The sequence below is a fragment of the Amycolatopsis sp. CA-211722 genome, from assembly GCF_056828465.1.
Map to the genome: position 1 here is coordinate 2,870,191 of NZ_CP184752.1, position 15,144 is coordinate 2,885,334.

At 68.7% G+C, this 15,144-nt stretch carries 13 protein-coding genes; 3 read left to right on the forward strand and 10 right to left on the reverse strand.

The features are described from left to right. Positions 1 to 23: 23 nt before the first annotated feature. From ACOCEP_RS14105 to ACOCEP_RS14145, 9 genes are all read right to left on the reverse strand, one after another. Entirely contained in the window at positions 24 to 1,304 is a 1,281-nt protein-coding gene (locus tag ACOCEP_RS14105) for a DUF4910 domain-containing protein (protein WP_482337663.1), read from the reverse strand. Next, entirely contained in the window at positions 1,304 to 2,326 is a 1,023-nt protein-coding gene (locus tag ACOCEP_RS14110; RefSeq protein WP_482337664.1) for an NAD-dependent epimerase/dehydratase family protein, read from the reverse strand. The genes ACOCEP_RS14105 and ACOCEP_RS14110 overlap by 1 nt, the downstream gene beginning before the upstream one ends. Before the next feature lie 5 nt (positions 2,327 to 2,331). Next, entirely contained in the window at positions 2,332 to 2,985 is a 654-nt protein-coding gene (locus ACOCEP_RS14115; protein ID WP_482339713.1) for a PIG-L deacetylase family protein, read from the reverse strand. Then, positions 2,982 to 3,773, reverse strand: coding sequence for a sugar phosphate nucleotidyltransferase (locus tag ACOCEP_RS14120; protein WP_482337665.1), 792 nt, complete (start codon positions 3,771 to 3,773; stop codon positions 2,982 to 2,984). Before ACOCEP_RS14120 ends, ACOCEP_RS14115 begins: the two co-directional genes overlap by 4 nt. Beyond that, on the reverse strand, positions 3,770 to 5,005 hold the full coding sequence (locus ACOCEP_RS14125; protein WP_482337666.1) for a class I SAM-dependent methyltransferase: 1,236 nt from the start codon (positions 5,003 to 5,005) through the stop codon (positions 3,770 to 3,772). Before ACOCEP_RS14125 ends, ACOCEP_RS14120 begins: the two co-directional genes overlap by 4 nt. A gap of 787 nt (positions 5,006 to 5,792) precedes the next feature. Then, positions 5,793 to 7,718 (reverse strand): S8 family serine peptidase, encoded by a 1,926-nt coding sequence (locus ACOCEP_RS14130; protein WP_482337668.1) that lies wholly within the window; start codon positions 7,716 to 7,718, stop codon positions 5,793 to 5,795. A 135-nt stretch (positions 7,719 to 7,853) separates the two neighbouring features. Further along, complete coding sequence (locus ACOCEP_RS14135) at positions 7,854 to 8,315, reverse strand: acyl-CoA thioesterase (protein WP_482337669.1); 462 nt, start codon at positions 8,313 to 8,315, stop codon at positions 7,854 to 7,856. A 63-nt stretch (positions 8,316 to 8,378) separates the two neighbouring features. Next, positions 8,379 to 9,566, reverse strand: a complete 1,188-nt coding sequence (locus ACOCEP_RS14140; RefSeq protein WP_482337670.1) for a BtrH N-terminal domain-containing protein — start codon at positions 9,564 to 9,566, stop codon at positions 8,379 to 8,381. 24 nt (positions 9,567 to 9,590) lie between these two features. After that, positions 9,591 to 10,559: a YncE family protein gene (locus tag ACOCEP_RS14145; RefSeq protein ID WP_482337671.1), complete on the reverse strand. Its 969-nt coding sequence runs from the start codon at positions 10,557 to 10,559 to the stop codon at positions 9,591 to 9,593. Between the two features lie 133 nt (positions 10,560 to 10,692). On the opposite strand from ACOCEP_RS14145, the gene htpX reads away from it, so the two are divergent. The 3 genes from htpX to ACOCEP_RS14160 all read left to right on the forward strand — a co-directional run bounded on the left by htpX (position 10,693) and on the right by ACOCEP_RS14160 (position 14,233). Continuing rightward, positions 10,693 to 11,559: a zinc metalloprotease HtpX gene (gene htpX / locus ACOCEP_RS14150; RefSeq protein ID WP_482337673.1), complete on the forward strand. Its 867-nt coding sequence runs from the start codon at positions 10,693 to 10,695 to the stop codon at positions 11,557 to 11,559. A 283-nt stretch (positions 11,560 to 11,842) separates the two neighbouring features. Then, positions 11,843 to 12,913 carry an LLM class flavin-dependent oxidoreductase gene (locus tag ACOCEP_RS14155; protein ID WP_482337675.1) on the forward strand — a complete coding sequence of 357 codons (1,071 nt, stop codon included), beginning with the start codon at positions 11,843 to 11,845 and terminating at the stop codon, positions 12,911 to 12,913. 3 nt (positions 12,914 to 12,916) lie between these two features. Then, positions 12,917 to 14,233 carry an NtaA/DmoA family FMN-dependent monooxygenase gene (locus ACOCEP_RS14160; RefSeq protein WP_482337676.1) on the forward strand — a complete coding sequence of 439 codons (1,317 nt, stop codon included), beginning with the start codon at positions 12,917 to 12,919 and terminating at the stop codon, positions 14,231 to 14,233. Here ACOCEP_RS14160 and rfbA read toward each other — a convergent pair. Further along, a complete protein-coding gene (gene rfbA / locus ACOCEP_RS14165; RefSeq protein WP_482337677.1) occupies positions 14,223 to 15,104 on the reverse strand; it encodes a glucose-1-phosphate thymidylyltransferase RfbA in 882 nt (293 codons plus the stop codon). The genes ACOCEP_RS14160 and rfbA overlap by 11 nt on opposite strands. Positions 15,105 to 15,144: the final 40 nt, after the last annotated feature.

Here is a 15,144-nt window from a genome sequence, read left to right on the forward strand (position 1 = left end):
ATGTCTCCCGCCTGCCACCCGCGTCACTCCTTCAGCAATCCGGCGCCCTGCAGCGCGTGAGCGGCGGCGACGACGGAATCGAAGGGGAGACCGGATCGCTGGGCGACGTCGAGCAGGCTGTGCTCGCCGTCCGAAAGGTTGAGCACCCAGAGCATCGCCATCTGGGCCGCCTTGGCGTCACTGCGGCCGCCGAGGGAGTCGTAGAGCCCGCGTTTGCCGAGCTGCGGCTCGCCGTACGGGCTCAGGTTCACGTAGCGGCGGTTCCGGTCCAGCACGGAGAATGCCTCGGCCAAGGTCGCGAGGGTGTCCTCCATCGCCTCGGTGGACACGAAATCCAGGTTGTCCGCCGACGTGTGGTACTCGGGATAGCCGGCGTACGGCGTCCTGGTCAGCGAGCCGACGCCGAGGTTGAACCCGGGCGAGCAGAACTGCCGCTCGTCGTAGCCGTACGGCGAGAAGTCCAGGACCTTGTGCGGTTTCCCGGCGAGGACGAACTCGAGCACCTTGTCGATCTCGGCGTCCCCGCGGCGGCTTCGCTTGTAGGTGAGCGAGCCGGGGTCGCCCGCGCAGGCGAGCACGACGCCTGCTTTGACCTTGCCGAGCCGTTCGGTGTTGCGCGCGAGCCAGGTGATCGCGCCGATCGTGCCCGGCATGAACAGGAACCGGTACGTGAAGTGCGGTTTCCTCGCGGCCAGCCGCTGTGCGAGCGCCGCGGCGACGGCGATGCCCGCGAGGTTGTCGTTGGCGAGCGACGGATGGCAGGTGTGGCACGACACCAGCACCTCGTCGGTGACCTCGCCGGGGACCACGTGCTCGGCGTAGGTCAGGTGCCCGTCGTCCAAAGTGGACTCGATCCGGACCTCGTAGTCGCCGTCCGGCAACGCGTCGAGGGTGTCCTGCGCCAGGCAGAAACCCCACGTCGGCGAGTAGTAGCTCGTGCGGTACGGCACCAGCGACGGCTGCTCGGGCAGGGTGTGGAGATGCTCACGCAGCTTCGCCAGCGGCATCGTCCCGGCCACCGGAACGCTGTACCCGACGACGTGCAGGTTCGACTCCTGGAAGTCGACGACCTTCCGGCCGGCCGGGTCCTTCACCCAGGCGTCACGGATGTTCCACTCCTGCGGAACGGTCCAGTCGAGCACCTGGGTCCCGGTCGGCACCTCGTGGACGTCGAGCGGGATGTGCTCGCCGAGGATCTCCAGCGTGGCGCGGACGCCGTCGCCGGTGATGCTGCGGCAGAGCGGATACAGGCGCTCGACCAGCTCCCGCAGGTCGGCGCCCGTGTCCAGGGGTTCGTGCGTCATCACCGTCGCCGCAGGGTTTCGTCGATCTCGCCGGCGGCGGTCCGCGCGTTGAGCGTGGCCAGCCTGGTGAAGGTGTTCTTGAAGTCGTGCGCGGTCAGGCCGTGCGTGCGGTAGGCGTAGATCAGGTCGAGCGCGCCGTCCTTGACCGACCAGTCGCATTCGAAACCGGGGATCGCCTCGCGGAAACGGGAGAAGTCGACGCGGTAGGAACGCGGGTCGCCCGCGGATTCGCCGGTGATCCGCAGTTTCGCGCTGGGGACCGCCTCGACGACCTGCTGCGCGATCTCGGCCACGGTCACGTTGTTGCGTTCGGTGCCGATGTTGAACGCCTTGTCGTGGACGGCCTCCTTGGGCGCGACCAGCGCGGCCTCGAAGGCACGCGCGATGTCCTTGGCGTGCACCAGCGGCCGCCACGGCGTCCCGTCCGACAGCACGAGGATCTCGCCCGAGACGTGGGCGTGCGCGGTGAGGTTGTTGAGCACGATGTCCGACCGCAGCCGCGGCGAGAAGCCGAACGCGGTGGCGTTGCGCATGTACACCGGGGTGAAGCCGTCGTCGGCGAGCTCGTGGAGGTCGTCCTCGACCCGCACCTTCGACTCGGCGTACGGCGTCACCGGGCGCAGCGGCGCGTCCTCGTCGACCAGGCCGTCTCCGCCCGAAGCGCCGTAGACCGAGCACGTCGAGGCGTAGAGGAACCGCTGGACTCCCGCGTCCTTCGCCAGCCTCGCGAGCTTGACCGAGGCGTGGTGGTTGATGTCGTAGGTGAGCTCCGGGGCCAGCGAGCCCAGCGGATCGTTGGACAACGCGGCGAGGTGGATCACCGCGTCCACCCCGGTCACGTGCTCGGCCGTGACGTCACGGAGGTCGACGTCGTAACCCTTGGGGTCGTCGGGCTTCGGGCCCAGCACGCAGGTGTCGAAGAGACCGGAGTCGAGGCCGACGACCTCGTGGCCTTCGGCGGCCAGCACCGGGGCCATCACCGTGCCCAGGTAACCCTTGTGCCCGGTCAGCAGCACACGCATGGCTTTCAGCCTTTCGGAGTGAGGTCGAGCGTCAGTTTCTTGAGGTCGAAGGCCTCCGCGTAGCGCTGCCCGCATTCGATGCCGCGAATGCGGGCGAGGCCGAGGAAGGCTTCCCGGTCGTACCAGGGCCGATGCCGCTGGGAGGCGTAGTGCTCCTGCAACAGCCGGACCTTCTCTTCGGCGAGCTCGGGCGTGAGCGGCACGTACGCGGTGGGTTTGGCGAGGTCGCCGTCCCATTTCGCGATCTCGTACTCCAGTTGGAGATGGGTACGGAACACCGTCGGCACCAGCGTCGCCAGCCCGCGGTGATCCTGGTGCGCGTCGGCCGTGCGCGGGGAGAGGACGAGGTCCGGGTCTGTGCGGCGGCGCAGCTCTTCGAGGGCGTTCTTGGCCTCTTCCCAGTGCGCGGGGAACCGGCCGTCGGGCAGTTTGAGCACCGTGACCTCGACGTCGGCGCCGGGGCAGAAGGCCGCGAGCGCGGCGCGCTCCTCGGCTTCCCGTTCGGTGCCGCCGCCGGAAAGGACGAGCGCGTCCACCCGGACCCCCGGGTTGGCGGCGCAGAGCGTCAGCAGTGTGCCGCCCGCCCCGATGGCGATGTCGTCACAATGCGCGCCGAGCGCGACGACCCGCCGGACGCCGCCCGTGCCGAGTCCGATCACGCCGTGCTCGCGGGTTCGCGTTCCCAGCGTGCCCACGGGCGATCGCCGTGCGCGTAGGCGTCGTCCAGCTGGACGCGTTCCTTGACGGTGTCGGTCGGCTTCCAGAACCCGCGGTACGGGTACGCCAGCAGCTTGCCCTGTTTGGCGAGTTCGCCGCAGCCGTCGGCCACCAGGTCGCCGCCCTCGGGGATGTGGTCGAAGATCTCCTGGCGCAGCACGAAATACCCGCCGTTCTCCCACAGCGGCATCTCGCTGACCGGGGTCAGCGCGCCGATGCGGCCGTCCTCGCCCATCTCGACGCAGTGGAACGACGACTGCGGTGGCACGACCATCATCGACGCGCCGGCGTCGGATTCGGTGAACCGCTCGATCATCTCCGGCAGCGGCGCGTCGGTGAGGACGTCGGCGTAGTTGGCGAGGAACATCTCGTCGCCCTGAAGGTACGGGCGCACCCGGCGCAGGCGCTCGCCGATGGCCGATTCGAGACCGGTCTGCACGAAGGTGATCGACCAGTCCGCGATATCGGTCGAGAGCAGTTCCGCCTTGCCGTTCCGCAGGACGAAATCGTTGGAGGTGGTCTCTTCGTAGTTGAGGAAGAACTCCTTGATGTGGTGCGCGCCGTAACCGAGGCAGAGGACGAACTCGGTGTGCCCGAAATGCGCGTAGTAGCGCATCACGTGCCAGATCAGGGGTCTGGGGCCGACCATGGCCATCGGCTTCGGCACGTCGGACGCGTCACCGTTGCGCATCCGCATGCCGTAGCCGCCGCAGAAGAGGACTACCTTCACGACTTCACCTCGACGATTTCCAGGTGCGGGATGGGGAAGACCAGTTTTCCGCCCCATTCGTCCACATAGGACAATTGGGCGGTCAGCTCCTTCCGGAGGTTCCACGGAAGGACGAGCACGTAGTCGGGTTTGTCCGCCTCGATGCGTTCCGGCGGCAGGATCGGGATCCGGGTTCCGGGGGTGAACCGGCCGTGCTTGTACGGGTTCCGGTCGACGGTGTAGCGCAGGACGTCCGGGCGGATACCGCAGTGGTTCAGGAGCGTGTTCCCCTTGCCGGGGGCGCCGTAACCGACGACGGTCTTGCCTTCGAGCGCCGCGTCGGTGAGGAACTTGTTCAGGTCCAGCCGGACCTTGGTGACCCGCTCGGAGAATTCGGTGTAGCCGGACATTTCGTGCAGCCCGGCGGCCTTCTCGGCGTCGAGGACCTGGGTCATCCGCTCGCTCGGCTCACCCGCGACGGCCTCCGGACGTGCCCACAGCCGGATCGAACCGCCGTGGGTGGGGAGCAGTTCGACGTCCACAACGGACAACCCGCCGCGCGCGAGGGCCCGGCGCGCGGATTCCACCGTGTAGTACTGGAAATGCTCGTGATAGATCGTGTCGTACTGGTTGTCCTGGATCAGCGTCAGCAGGTGCTGGACCTCGATGCTGACCCAGCCGTCGTCGGCGACCAGGGCGCGGAGCCCGTGCGTGAAACCGATGACGTCCGGGATGTGCGCGTAAACGTTGTTCGCCACGACGAGGTCGGCGGGACCGTGTTCGTCGCGGACCTCTTGGCCGGTCTCGGGGCTGAGGAAAGCGGTCTTCGTCGGCACCCCGGCGTCACGCGCGGCTTGGCCGACGTTCACCGAAGGTTCCACGCCAAGACAGCGGATCTGCTGTGCCACAACGTGTTTGAGCAGATATCCGTCGTTGCTGGCGACCTCGACGACGAACGACGAATCGTCGAGCCCGAGCCTCTCGACCGCGCCGTCGACGAACGTCTTCGCGTGCTCGACCCAGGAAGCGGAATATGACGAGAAGTACGCGTACTCGGTGAAAGTCTCTTCCGGGGTGATCAGCGGCGGGATCTGGGCCAGCCAGCATTCGGTGCAGACCCGCAGGTGCAAGGGGTACGTCGGCTCCGGCTCGCCGAGCTGCTCCGCGGTGAGGAAACGTTCGCACGGCGGCGTCGCCCCGAGGTCGACGACACTGGCGAGATGGGCCGAGCCGCAGAGTCGGCAGGTGGTCATCGAGAGGCTCCTTGGCTCGCGTCACGTATCCCAGACGTCGGCACCTCGGGTCGCCTCGTTACATGCCTTCCAGGGGTCTCACGCTTCCGTCTCACAACCGAAACCTGTCGTCTCGGCCATCGGCGCAGAGCCCTCCGCCATCCGGGCGCGGGCACTCCGGCCGACTCGCGTTTAGCGGACTGAACGCGATGCGCCCCGGCCCACGCCCCGGATCGCGTTTAGCCCGCTAAACGCGCCCCGCGAACCCCTCGCTCCTCGCGTTTAGCCGACTAAACGCGCCCCGCAGGTCCCTCGCGCCTCGCGTTTAGCCGACTAGACGCGCCCCGCAGGTCTCCTCGCGCCTCGCGTTTAGCCGACTAGACGCGCCCCGCAGGTCTCCTCGCGCCTTGCCCGACTCGCGTTTAGCCCGCGCACCTCGCGTTTAGCCGACTAAACGCGAGGTGCGAGCCCCTCGCGCCGCGCCCTCGGACCCGCCTCGCGTTTAGCCCGCTAAACGCGACCCGCGAGCCCTCGCACACCTTGCGAGACCGGCGCGGACGTCGCGAAAGCCACTTTCGCGACGTCAGATGTCCCGAAAGTGGCTTTCGCGGCACCCGCCCGCCACGCGCCCTCGGACCGGATCGCGTTTAGCCCGCTAAACGCGATCCGGCGCTCCACACCCGGCCCAGCCCGCGTGAAGGCCCCCTTCCCTCGGCTCAGCCGAGGGAAGGGGGCCTTCACGCGCCTCACCGGTCACTCCGCGTTTAGCGGGCTAAACGCGATCCGGCCGGCGGAGCCCGTCACACCGTCAAGAGACCACCAGCGCGTAGTCCGCGTCGGTCGCCGACGTCTCCGGGTGCCCGTCGGCGTTCACCTGCGTCGCCACGACCTCCACCGTCCACGTACCCGCGGCAGGCTTCTCCAGGATGACGTTCTCCACCGTGTCGACCGTGTTCGGCGAGCCGCCCGCGGTCGAGAAGTTGCCCGCCTTCAGCCCGTTGTTGCCGTAGTAGACGGTCCCGTTCGGCGCGGTGACCTTCAGGGTCAGGTCGTTGACCCTGGTGACCGACGCGCTCGGCGAGCCCGCCGGGTCGGTGTAGGCCAGCGTCGCCTTGAACTGCTTGGTCCCGTTCACCGTGACCGTGTACTTCTTCGACTGCCCGGTGCCCAGCAGGTCGGTCTCGTTCACCAGCACCGGCAGTTTCCACCCGTTCGCCTTGGCCTGTTCGTGCAGGTACCGCACGTTCGCGGTGCCCCAGCCCTGATGTGTCCGGGTCAGGTCGTGCGAGGTGCCGCTGAACGCGAACTGGTCGGCGCCGTTGATCAGCAGCGCCTTCGCGGTCGCGGCGTGCGGGCGGCTCGCGAAGACGTCGCGGCCCTTGCCGGGGCCGCCGTCGAACACGCCGTCGGCCCACATCTGGAACAGCAAACCGGCGTTCCCGCAGGTGATCGGGGTCGCGCCGCTCGTGCCGCCGAACGACGTCGTGTACGAGGTGTCACTGCTCGAAGACGTGGTGTCGATCCGGTCGTAGTAGTTCGACAGTTCCGGTTTGATCCGGCCGTCGGCGGCCGGGCCGATGCTGGCGCCGCCGCTCCACTTGTCGTCGGTGCGGCCCAGCGTGTTGTAGTGGTACTGCCCGCCGACCGAGAGCACGTTCTTCGACCAGGCCTGCGGCCGCGACTGCTGGGTGCCCGCGTTGCTCTGCGACTGGCAGATCAGCAGGTCGTGATCGAAGACGATCTTGTCCAGCTCGGCGGAGACCGAGTTGTAGGCCGTGGTCAGCCCGCCGCCCCAGCTGTTGCTCTGGAACACCGCGCGGTACTTGCCGGCCGGGTCGACCAGTTCCTTGGTGTGGGCGTAGCGGTCCGGCTTGTTGTAGGTGGCGAAGATCCCCTGCGCCTCGGGCAGCAGCCCACGCTGCGGCGCGCTCACGCCCGAAGCGAAGATCTGGCCGTAGGTCGAGGTCCCGTGGCTGGTGCTGGTGGAGTTCGACCCGTGCATCACCGTCGGCCGCGCCTTGAACTCCTGGTGCGTGACGCGCAGCCCGCCGTCCATCACCTCGCCGCGCACGCCCTGGCCTCGGTAGCCGCCGACACTCTCGAGGTAGTTCGCGCCGCTGCTCTCCCTGGCGTTGGCCATGTCGGTCTCGGGCGCGGTGATCGCGCCGACCGCGAGCACTTCGGCCCCCTGCGCCACGGTGGCGGCTTGCCCGGAGCCGAGTTTCGCGACGATGTGCTGCCCGCTCTTCGAGATCGCCTCGATACCACCGCCGAGCCGCAGGATCCGCTCGGCCACGGCGCGCTGGTCCCGCGCGTCCGCCTCGACCAGCGTCACCAGATGGCTACCGGTCGCGGCCGTCGAGATCTCCATCTTGTCGTCCGGCCGGTATTCGCCGAGCCAGCGGACGAAAGCCAAATCCGCCACCGATTCGCGGTTCTCCGGCTTCACCCGGACCACGTAGGCGAAATCGGGAATGTAGGTCCCGATCCGCACGCCGAGTGAGCGCAATTTCCCGCGTTGCGCGTCGGTCAGCGCGCTTCGGACCTGGAGCAGGTACGCGCCCTTCCAGTCCTGGCTCGCCGCCGTGCGCTGGGTCAGCGGGTCGAAGGTCCTGCTGGCCAGGCGGATGAACTGGGGGTCTTCGGCGGAGGGGGCGGCGACCGCCGCCCCGCTCGTCAGTAGCATCGCGCCGATCACGGGCGCGAGGAAGCGGACAGACTTCGGCCGTGGCATGAAATACCTCCGGGGAGCTCTGCAGGGGAGAGGTCTTTCGAAGGTACCGGCCGAAAAGCGTGATGATCAGCCGCTGAACGGCCCAGCCGATTTTCGGTAATGCGGGAAATGGAGCATAAACGGTTAAAAACTGATTCAGGAGATTTCGTCGATCGCCCCGCTGAACCGCGTCAGCCGCTCGCGTTCCTCTTCGTCGAGCCGCCGCGCGCTGCCTTCGGGCAGGGTGCACGCGATCCAGATGGTGCGGCAGCGCGCGTAGACGGCCCGTTCGTCACGCAGTCTGCTGTTCACCACGACATCGCAGGTGCCGATCCGGCCGACCACGGTCTCCACCTCGACCGGATGGTCCCGGAACGTCAGCCTGCGCAGGTAGCTGACGTTGTGCTTCGCGATCAGGTACGCCGGTCCCTTGGCCTGGAAAAGGTGCTCACGCCGCGGGTCGAGCAGCGCGCTCTGGGCTTCCTGGAAGTACTCCAGCAGCCGCACGTTCCCGACGTGGCCGAGGCAGTCCAGGTCGGCGACACGCAGGCGATGGCGGTGGAGGTGGATCTCGGGAGCGGGACGCGCACTGGTCGTCCCCAGCGGATGTGCGTGCACGAAGTGGATCTTCAACGATCGCGTGGTGTTCCGGCCGCGCGGCGCAACGGACACCGGCCCGGTTCACTCCATCAGGGTTTCGGAGAGCTCCCGGATCGCGGCGGTCTCGGCGGTGTGGATGTCCCGGATCAGGTCGCTCATCGTGCCGAAGAGTTCACGGGCCTCGCCGTCGGTGAACGGTGTTTCGTCGTTGTAGTGCGCGCGCAGTTTCCACATTTCCGCACCGGCCGTCGCGGCGGGCTCCTGCCCCGCGTCGCCCTCCCGGACACCCGCCGACACCGCGCTGACCAGCCCGCGCACCCAGGCGAACTCCGTGTTCGACGCCGGGACGGCCGTCTCGGCCAGTTCGGCCCAGCGTTCGCCGATGCCGCGCCAGGTCGACGCCTGTTCGGCCAGCGACGGCAATTCGAGCAGACTGGAGGCTTCGGTGAGCGCGTCGGCGAACAGCCCGCGCAGGTGCCCGCCCTCCATTCCGGCCGGGGTGACGCTCTCCCAGACGTTGAACAGCGCGCCGACGAGCCCGCGCCGCTCGCCGAACGCGCGCGGCCAGCCCTTCGGGTCACGTTCGTCGGTCATCGCCTTCGCCCAGCGTCCCCAGGCGGGCAGCGAGAACGACTTCGACGGCGCAGAGAGGTTCCGGACGCAGTCCGTCAGCCCGCCGCGCACGGCCGTCCTCCAGTCGGGGACCTCGCCGGGTTCGATCGTCGCGAGCAGGTTCTTGTATGAGCCGACCCGCCCGCGTGCGGCGTCGAACGCCTTCCGATCGACCGTCAACGGGGCGAGGTTCCGGTCGTCGACCAGCACCCGGCCGTCCTCTTCGCCGTACGCGACGACGAAGTGGCCGCCACCTCCGGACATCTCCGGTGGCAGGTGCCAGTAACCGAGCGACTCGCGGTCGGGGAGGACGATCACCGGCCGCCCCGCTTCGAGGTCGGTGGTGAGCCGCTTGGCGGCGGCGCGTTTGCCACCGGTGGTGTGGATGTCGAGACCGAGCCCGAGACGGTCCACTGTGGACTTGAGCCATTCCTGGGGATACTGCCAGCGCGCGCGGAAACCGAACACGATCGTCGACATCGTTTCGTGCGCGAAGTCCCACAGAATGTAGCCGGCCCCGATCCCGCCGGAGACGGCGAAGACCAGCGCCTCGCCGGGCGGCTTCCCGTCCGGGCCTTCGACACCGTGATGCGCCAGTACGGCGGCCACAGCCGAGACGTCCGGTTGCAGCCCGCCGCGCAATTCGTACTCGGTCACCCCGCCATCATGCCCGCTCCGGCGTCAGAAGTCCCGGATCAGGGAAACCCTGCCGCGCAAGGGATCCGCGACGTACACCGTCCTGGTGCGCTGGTCGATCGCGACTGCGCCGGGGTTCACGCCGAGCGACAGGTCGCCGGTGAGCAGGCTGGTCCTGCCGTCGATCCTGGCGAGGCCGTTCGGGCCGCCGTTGGCGTAGACGGTGTTCGATCCTTCGTGGACCGCGAGCGCCGAAGATTCCGAGCGCAGCAACACGGTCGCCTTCTCCTTGCGCGCGCCCGTGTCCACGATGGACAGATGATGGATCGCCGAATTCGCGACGAACACCGTCCCCGACGCGCTGTGCACGGCGACTCCGGTCGGTGATTTGCCGACGGGGATCCCGCCGGTGAACCTGCCCGCGCCGATGTCGAAGACCTCGAGTGAGTCGGTGGCCGTGCTGGTGCAGTACGCGAGCTTGCGCCCGCTGTCGACCGCCGTCGACGACAACCCCCGCGTGGGGCCGGGGACGAGGTCCAGCAGGCGGCAGCCGACGCCGTCGATGACGGCCAGTGTCCCGGTGAGGGCGCTGGCCGCGTAGATGCGGTTCGCCTGCTCGTCGACGTCGACAGTGGACGCGCCGGGACCGGCGGGCACCACGCTGACGACCTCGTTGGCCCGCCCGTCCAGCACGAGGACGGTCCCGGCGGGCGGGTTCGCGACGAAGACCCTGTTCGTCACGGTGTCCACGGCCATTCCGGCGGGTTCGCCACCGACCGGGATCACGTCGGCGACCGTGCCGGACCGCGAGTCGAGAACGACGATCGTGCCGGTGGACGGGTCGGAAACGTACGCGAAGCCGGTGACGGAATTCACCGCGACCGCCTCCGGGGCGCCTCCGACCTCGACGAGTAGTACTTTTTCGGCTCTGGCCGCCGGCGCGAAGGCGACTGCGGAGGCGCCGGCCGCGGCCAGCGTGAGCAGGGCTCGGCGGCTCAGTTCGGGTCCTCGCACAGGCGCCTCCCGATGATCGTTCCGAGGTTCGACGATAACCCGCGAGCCGAGCACGCGAAGGAACTTCGCGTCCCCCGATCGCGTTGTTTCCGATGAGTAACCCCACCCCGCGGAATGGAAGGAGCAGGACGCCGTGCACAAACACCAGAACGGCCTCAAGACCGTCGTCCTGCTCGGCCTGCTGTCCGCGCTCATCGTCGGGATCAGCGGTTTCTTCGGGCGGGGCGCCCTGGTCATCGGGCTGGTGGTGGCGCTCGGGGTCAACGCGTACGCCTACTTCAACTCCGGCAAGCTGGCGCTGCGGGCCATGCGCGCCCGCCCGATTTCGGAGGCCGAGCACCCGGCCATGTACCGGATCGTGCGGGAGCTGGCGACCACCGCGCGGCAGCCGATGCCGCGGCTCTACGTCAGTCCCACCCCGGCCCCGAACGCCTTCGCCACCGGCCGCAGCCCCCGGCACGCGGCGGTGTGCTGCACCACCGGCATCCTCGACCTGCTCGACGAACGCGAACTGCGGGCGGTGCTCGGGCACGAGCTGTCGCACGTCTACAACCGCGACATCCTGATCTCGTGCGTCGCGGGCGCGCTGGCGAGCGTGATCAGCGTGATCGCCAACATCGCGATGTTCACCAGCGTCTTCGGCGGCGGCAACCGCGAAGACGGCGACAGTCCGCTGGTCGGGCTGATCCTGGTCCTGATCGGACCGATCGCGGCTGCGGTGGTGAAGCTCGGGGTGAGCCGCTCGCGGGAGTTCCAGGCCGACGCGTCGGGCGCGGAACTCACCGGAGACCCGCTCGGGCTGGCGTCGGCGCTGCGGAAGCTCGACCAGGGTACGCGCGCGGCCCCGCTCGTACCGGAGCCGAAGCTGGTCTCGCAGTCGCACCTGATGATCGCGAACCCGTTCCGGCCGGGCGGCGGCCTCACGAAGCTCTTCTCGACCCACCCGCCCATGGCCGAACGCATCCGGCTCCTGGAAGAAATGGCGCGCCACCCCCACTGACCAGCCGGATCGCGTTTAGCCCGCTAAACGCAGGTGGGCCCCCGGATCGCGTTTAGCCCGCGAAACGCAGGTGGGGCCCCGGATCGCGTTTAGCCCGCGAAACGCAGGTGGGGCCCCGGATCGCGATTAGCCCGCTAAAGGCGACGCGCCCTCCGGATCGCGTTTAGCCCGCGAAACGCAAGTGCCCCCTCAGATCGCGATTAGGGGGCTAAACGCAGGTCGGCGCCGGCGTCTCACCCCATGGGAGCGGGAATCGAGGGGGAGGTGCGCGAGTTCCCCGGGCATGGGTTCCGCACAGCAGTTGCACCTCGCGGTCGCGCTCGACGGGGCCGGCCGGCATCCGGCCGCCTGGCGGGTCTCCGACGTCCGCCCGGCCGCCTTGTTCACCGCCGCTCACTACCTAGCCCACGCGAAGCTCGCCGAAGCGGCTTCGCTCGACTTCGTCACCCTCGACGACACCCTCGCGCTCCAGCCCGGAGGTGAGGAAGTCGTCCGGGGACGGCTCGACGCCCTGCTGACCTTCGCCGCGCTAGCCCCGCTGACCAGCCGAATCGGCCTGGTCCCGACAGTCACCACCACGCACACCGAGCCGTTCCACATCTCGACGGCCGTCGCTTCGCTCGACTTCGCGAGCCGCGGCCGCGCAGGCGTCCTCGCGGTGCCTTCGCGCACCGAAGCCGAGGTCGCGCACTTCGGCAGGCGCACCCTGCCGTCCGAGGCAGATGCCGAAGCGGAAAACGCCGAGGTCGTCGACGTCATCGCGCGCCTCTGGGACAGCTGGGAGGACGACGCGATCATCCGCGACGAGCCGACCGGCCGCTTCATCGACCGTGACAAACTCCATTACGTCGACTTCGAGGGCCACTTCTTCAGCATCAAGGGACCTTCGATCACGCCGCGCCCGCCACAAGGGCACCCCGTCGTCGCGGTGTACGGCGACTCGCCGTACGCGCACGGCGCCGACGTCGTCCTGATCGACGAGCCCCGCGGCGCCCGTGAGCGCTTCCCGGACGCCAAACTCCTGGCCGGCCTGACGATCGTGCTCGCCGAGACCGAGCAAGCGGCCCTCGACCGCCGCCGGACGCTGGAGACCTACGCGCCCTTCCCGCCTGGGCTGAGCTTCACCGGCACTCCCGCCGGCCTCGCGACCGAGCTGCCCGGCCTCGCGGCGTCCAACGATCTCGACGGTTTCCACATCCGGCCCGCGGTCCTGCCCGACGATCTGGCGCTCTTCACCGCCGGGACCATCCCCGCGCTTCAGGCCGCCGGCGCGTTCCGCCAGGCCTACACCGGCACCACCCTGCGCGACCATCTCGGCCTCGGGGTCGCCGCCAACCAGTACGCGGAGGCGTGACAGATGCCCAAGCAGGTCAAACTCGCCGCACACTTTCCCGGCGTCAACAACACGACCGTGTGGAGCGACCCGCGTTCGAGTAGCCAAATCGACTTTTCGTCCTTCGAACATCTCGCGCGCACGGCTGAGCGGGGCAAGTTCGACTTCCTCTTCCTCGCCGAAGGCCTGCGCCTGCGCGAACACGCGGGCAAGATCCTCGATTCCGACGTCGTCGGGCGGCCGAACACCACCACCGTGCTGGCCGCGCTGTCGGCGGTCACCACCCGGCTCGGGCTCGCGGGCACGCTGTCGTCGACCTTCAACGAGCCGTACGAGGTCGCGCGGCAGGTCGCGAGCATCGACCACCTCTCGGGTGGCCGCGCCGCGTGGAACGTCGTCACCTCACCGGACGCCTGGACGGGGCAGAACTTCCGCCGCGGTGGCTTCCTGAACCGTGAAGACCGCTACCGCCGCGCGGAGGAATTCCTCGCCACCGTGCGTGAGCTCTGGGACAGCTGGGCACCCGACGCGTTGGTGGGGGACAAGGAGAACGGCGTCTTCGCCCGCGGCATCGAGCGCTTCGTCCACAGTGGACCGCAGTTCGACATTCGCGGTGCGTTCACCGTCCCGAGGAGTCCGCAGGGGCAGCCGATCGTCATCCAGGCGGGCGACTCCGACGAAGGCAGGGAGTTCGCCGCCAAGACCGCCGACGTCATCTTCAGCCGCCACGGTTCACCGGAAAGCGGCAAGGAGTTCTTCGCCGACGTCAAGCGCCGGCTACCCGCTCACGGCCGCGAACCCGGCGAGCTGCTGATCATGCACGCGGCGACCTTCGTCCTCGGCGACACCGAGGAGGACGCGCACGAGTACGCCCGCGAGATCCGCTACCAGCAGGTGCGCCCGGCGACGGCGATCCAGTTCCTCGAACAGGTCTGGAGCCGCGACCTCTCCGCCTACGACGCCGACGGCCCGCTCCCCGAGATCGACCCGGATCCCGACGCCGAACCGCTGACCTGGGGCCGCGTCCGGCACGAGAAGGATCCTCTCGCCGTGGCCGCGAAATGGCGCGCGATCGCGGAGGAGAAGAAGCTCTCGATCCGCGAACTCGTCATCGAGGTGACCGCGCGCCAGCAGTTCGTCGGCACCGCCCGCCAGGTCGCGGAGTCGATCGACGAGTACGTCCAGAGCGACGCCGCGGACGGGTTCGTGCTGGTACCGCACCTCACCCCGGGAGGGCTGGACGCGTTCGTCGACGACGTCGTTCCGTACCTGCAGGAACGGGGTGTCTTCCGGCCGGACTACACCGGCGACACCCTGCGCGAGCACCTGTTCAGCCGGTAGCACCCTGAGTGCGCGCGACGTTCATCAGATATTCGCCGTAGCCGGACTTCGCCAGCTTCGCGCCGAGCGCGTAGCACTGCTCGGCGTCGATGAAGCCCATACGCAGCGCGACTTCTTCGAGACAGGCGATCCGGACGCCCGTCCGGTGTTCGAGGACCTGCACGAACTGGGCCGCCTCCAGCAACGAGTCGTGCGTGCCGGTGTCGAGCCAGGCGAACCCGCGGCCGAGGTCGATCAGGGTCGCGCGGTCTTGGCGCAGGTAGGTGAGGTTGACGTCCGTGATCTCCAGCTCCCCGCGCGGCGAGGGCTTGAGGTCACGGGCGATCTCGACGACCTGGTTGTCGTAGAAGTACAGGCCGGTGATGGCCTTGTTCGACTTCGGCTTCTCGGGTTTCTCCTCGATGGAGAGGAGTTTGCCGTCGGCGTCGATCTCGCCGACGCCGTACCGCTGCGGGTCCTTGACCGGATAGCCGAACAGCACGCAGCCGTCGAGCGAGGTCGCCGCGGTCTGCAACCTGCTGGAGAACCCCTGGCCGTAGAAGATGTTGTCGCCGAGCACGAGCGCGACGTCGTCGTCGCCGATGAAGTCCGCGCCGATGACGAACGCCTCGGCCAGCCCGTTCGGAGCGGCCTGCTCGGCGTAGCTGAAACTGAGCCCGAACTGGCTGCCGTCGCCGAGCAGCCGCCGGAAATGCGGCAGGTCCACCGGCGTCGAGATGATCAGGATCTCGCGGATCCCGGCGAACATCAGCACCGAGATCGGGTAGTAGATCATCGGTTTGTCGTAGACCGGTAGCAGCTGTTTCGATATCGCCTGGGTGATGGGATGCAGACGCGTCCCACTGCCCCCCGCCAGCACGATGCCCTTCATGCGATGTCCCCGCTTCGTCGCCGATCGCTCGGGGCCTCAC

Coding starts and splice junctions, on each gene's coding strand:
- ACOCEP_RS14105 (WP_482337663.1), bottom strand. CDS start 1,304: ATGACGCACGAACCCCTGGACACGGGCGCCGACCTGCGGGAGCTGGTC.
- ACOCEP_RS14110 (WP_482337664.1), bottom strand. CDS start 2,326: ATGCGTGTGCTGCTGACCGGGCACAAGGGTTACCTGGGCACGGTGATG.
- ACOCEP_RS14125 (WP_482337666.1), bottom strand. CDS start 5,005: ATGACCACCTGCCGACTCTGCGGCTCGGCCCATCTCGCCAGTGTCGTC.
- ACOCEP_RS14130 (WP_482337668.1), bottom strand. CDS start 7,718: ATGCCACGGCCGAAGTCTGTCCGCTTCCTCGCGCCCGTGATCGGCGCG.
- ACOCEP_RS14155 (WP_482337675.1), top strand. CDS start 11,843: ATGGGTTCCGCACAGCAGTTGCACCTCGCGGTCGCGCTCGACGGGGCC.
- ACOCEP_RS14160 (WP_482337676.1), top strand. CDS start 12,917: ATGCCCAAGCAGGTCAAACTCGCCGCACACTTTCCCGGCGTCAACAAC.
- rfbA (WP_482337677.1), bottom strand. CDS start 15,104: ATGAAGGGCATCGTGCTGGCGGGGGGCAGTGGGACGCGTCTGCATCCC.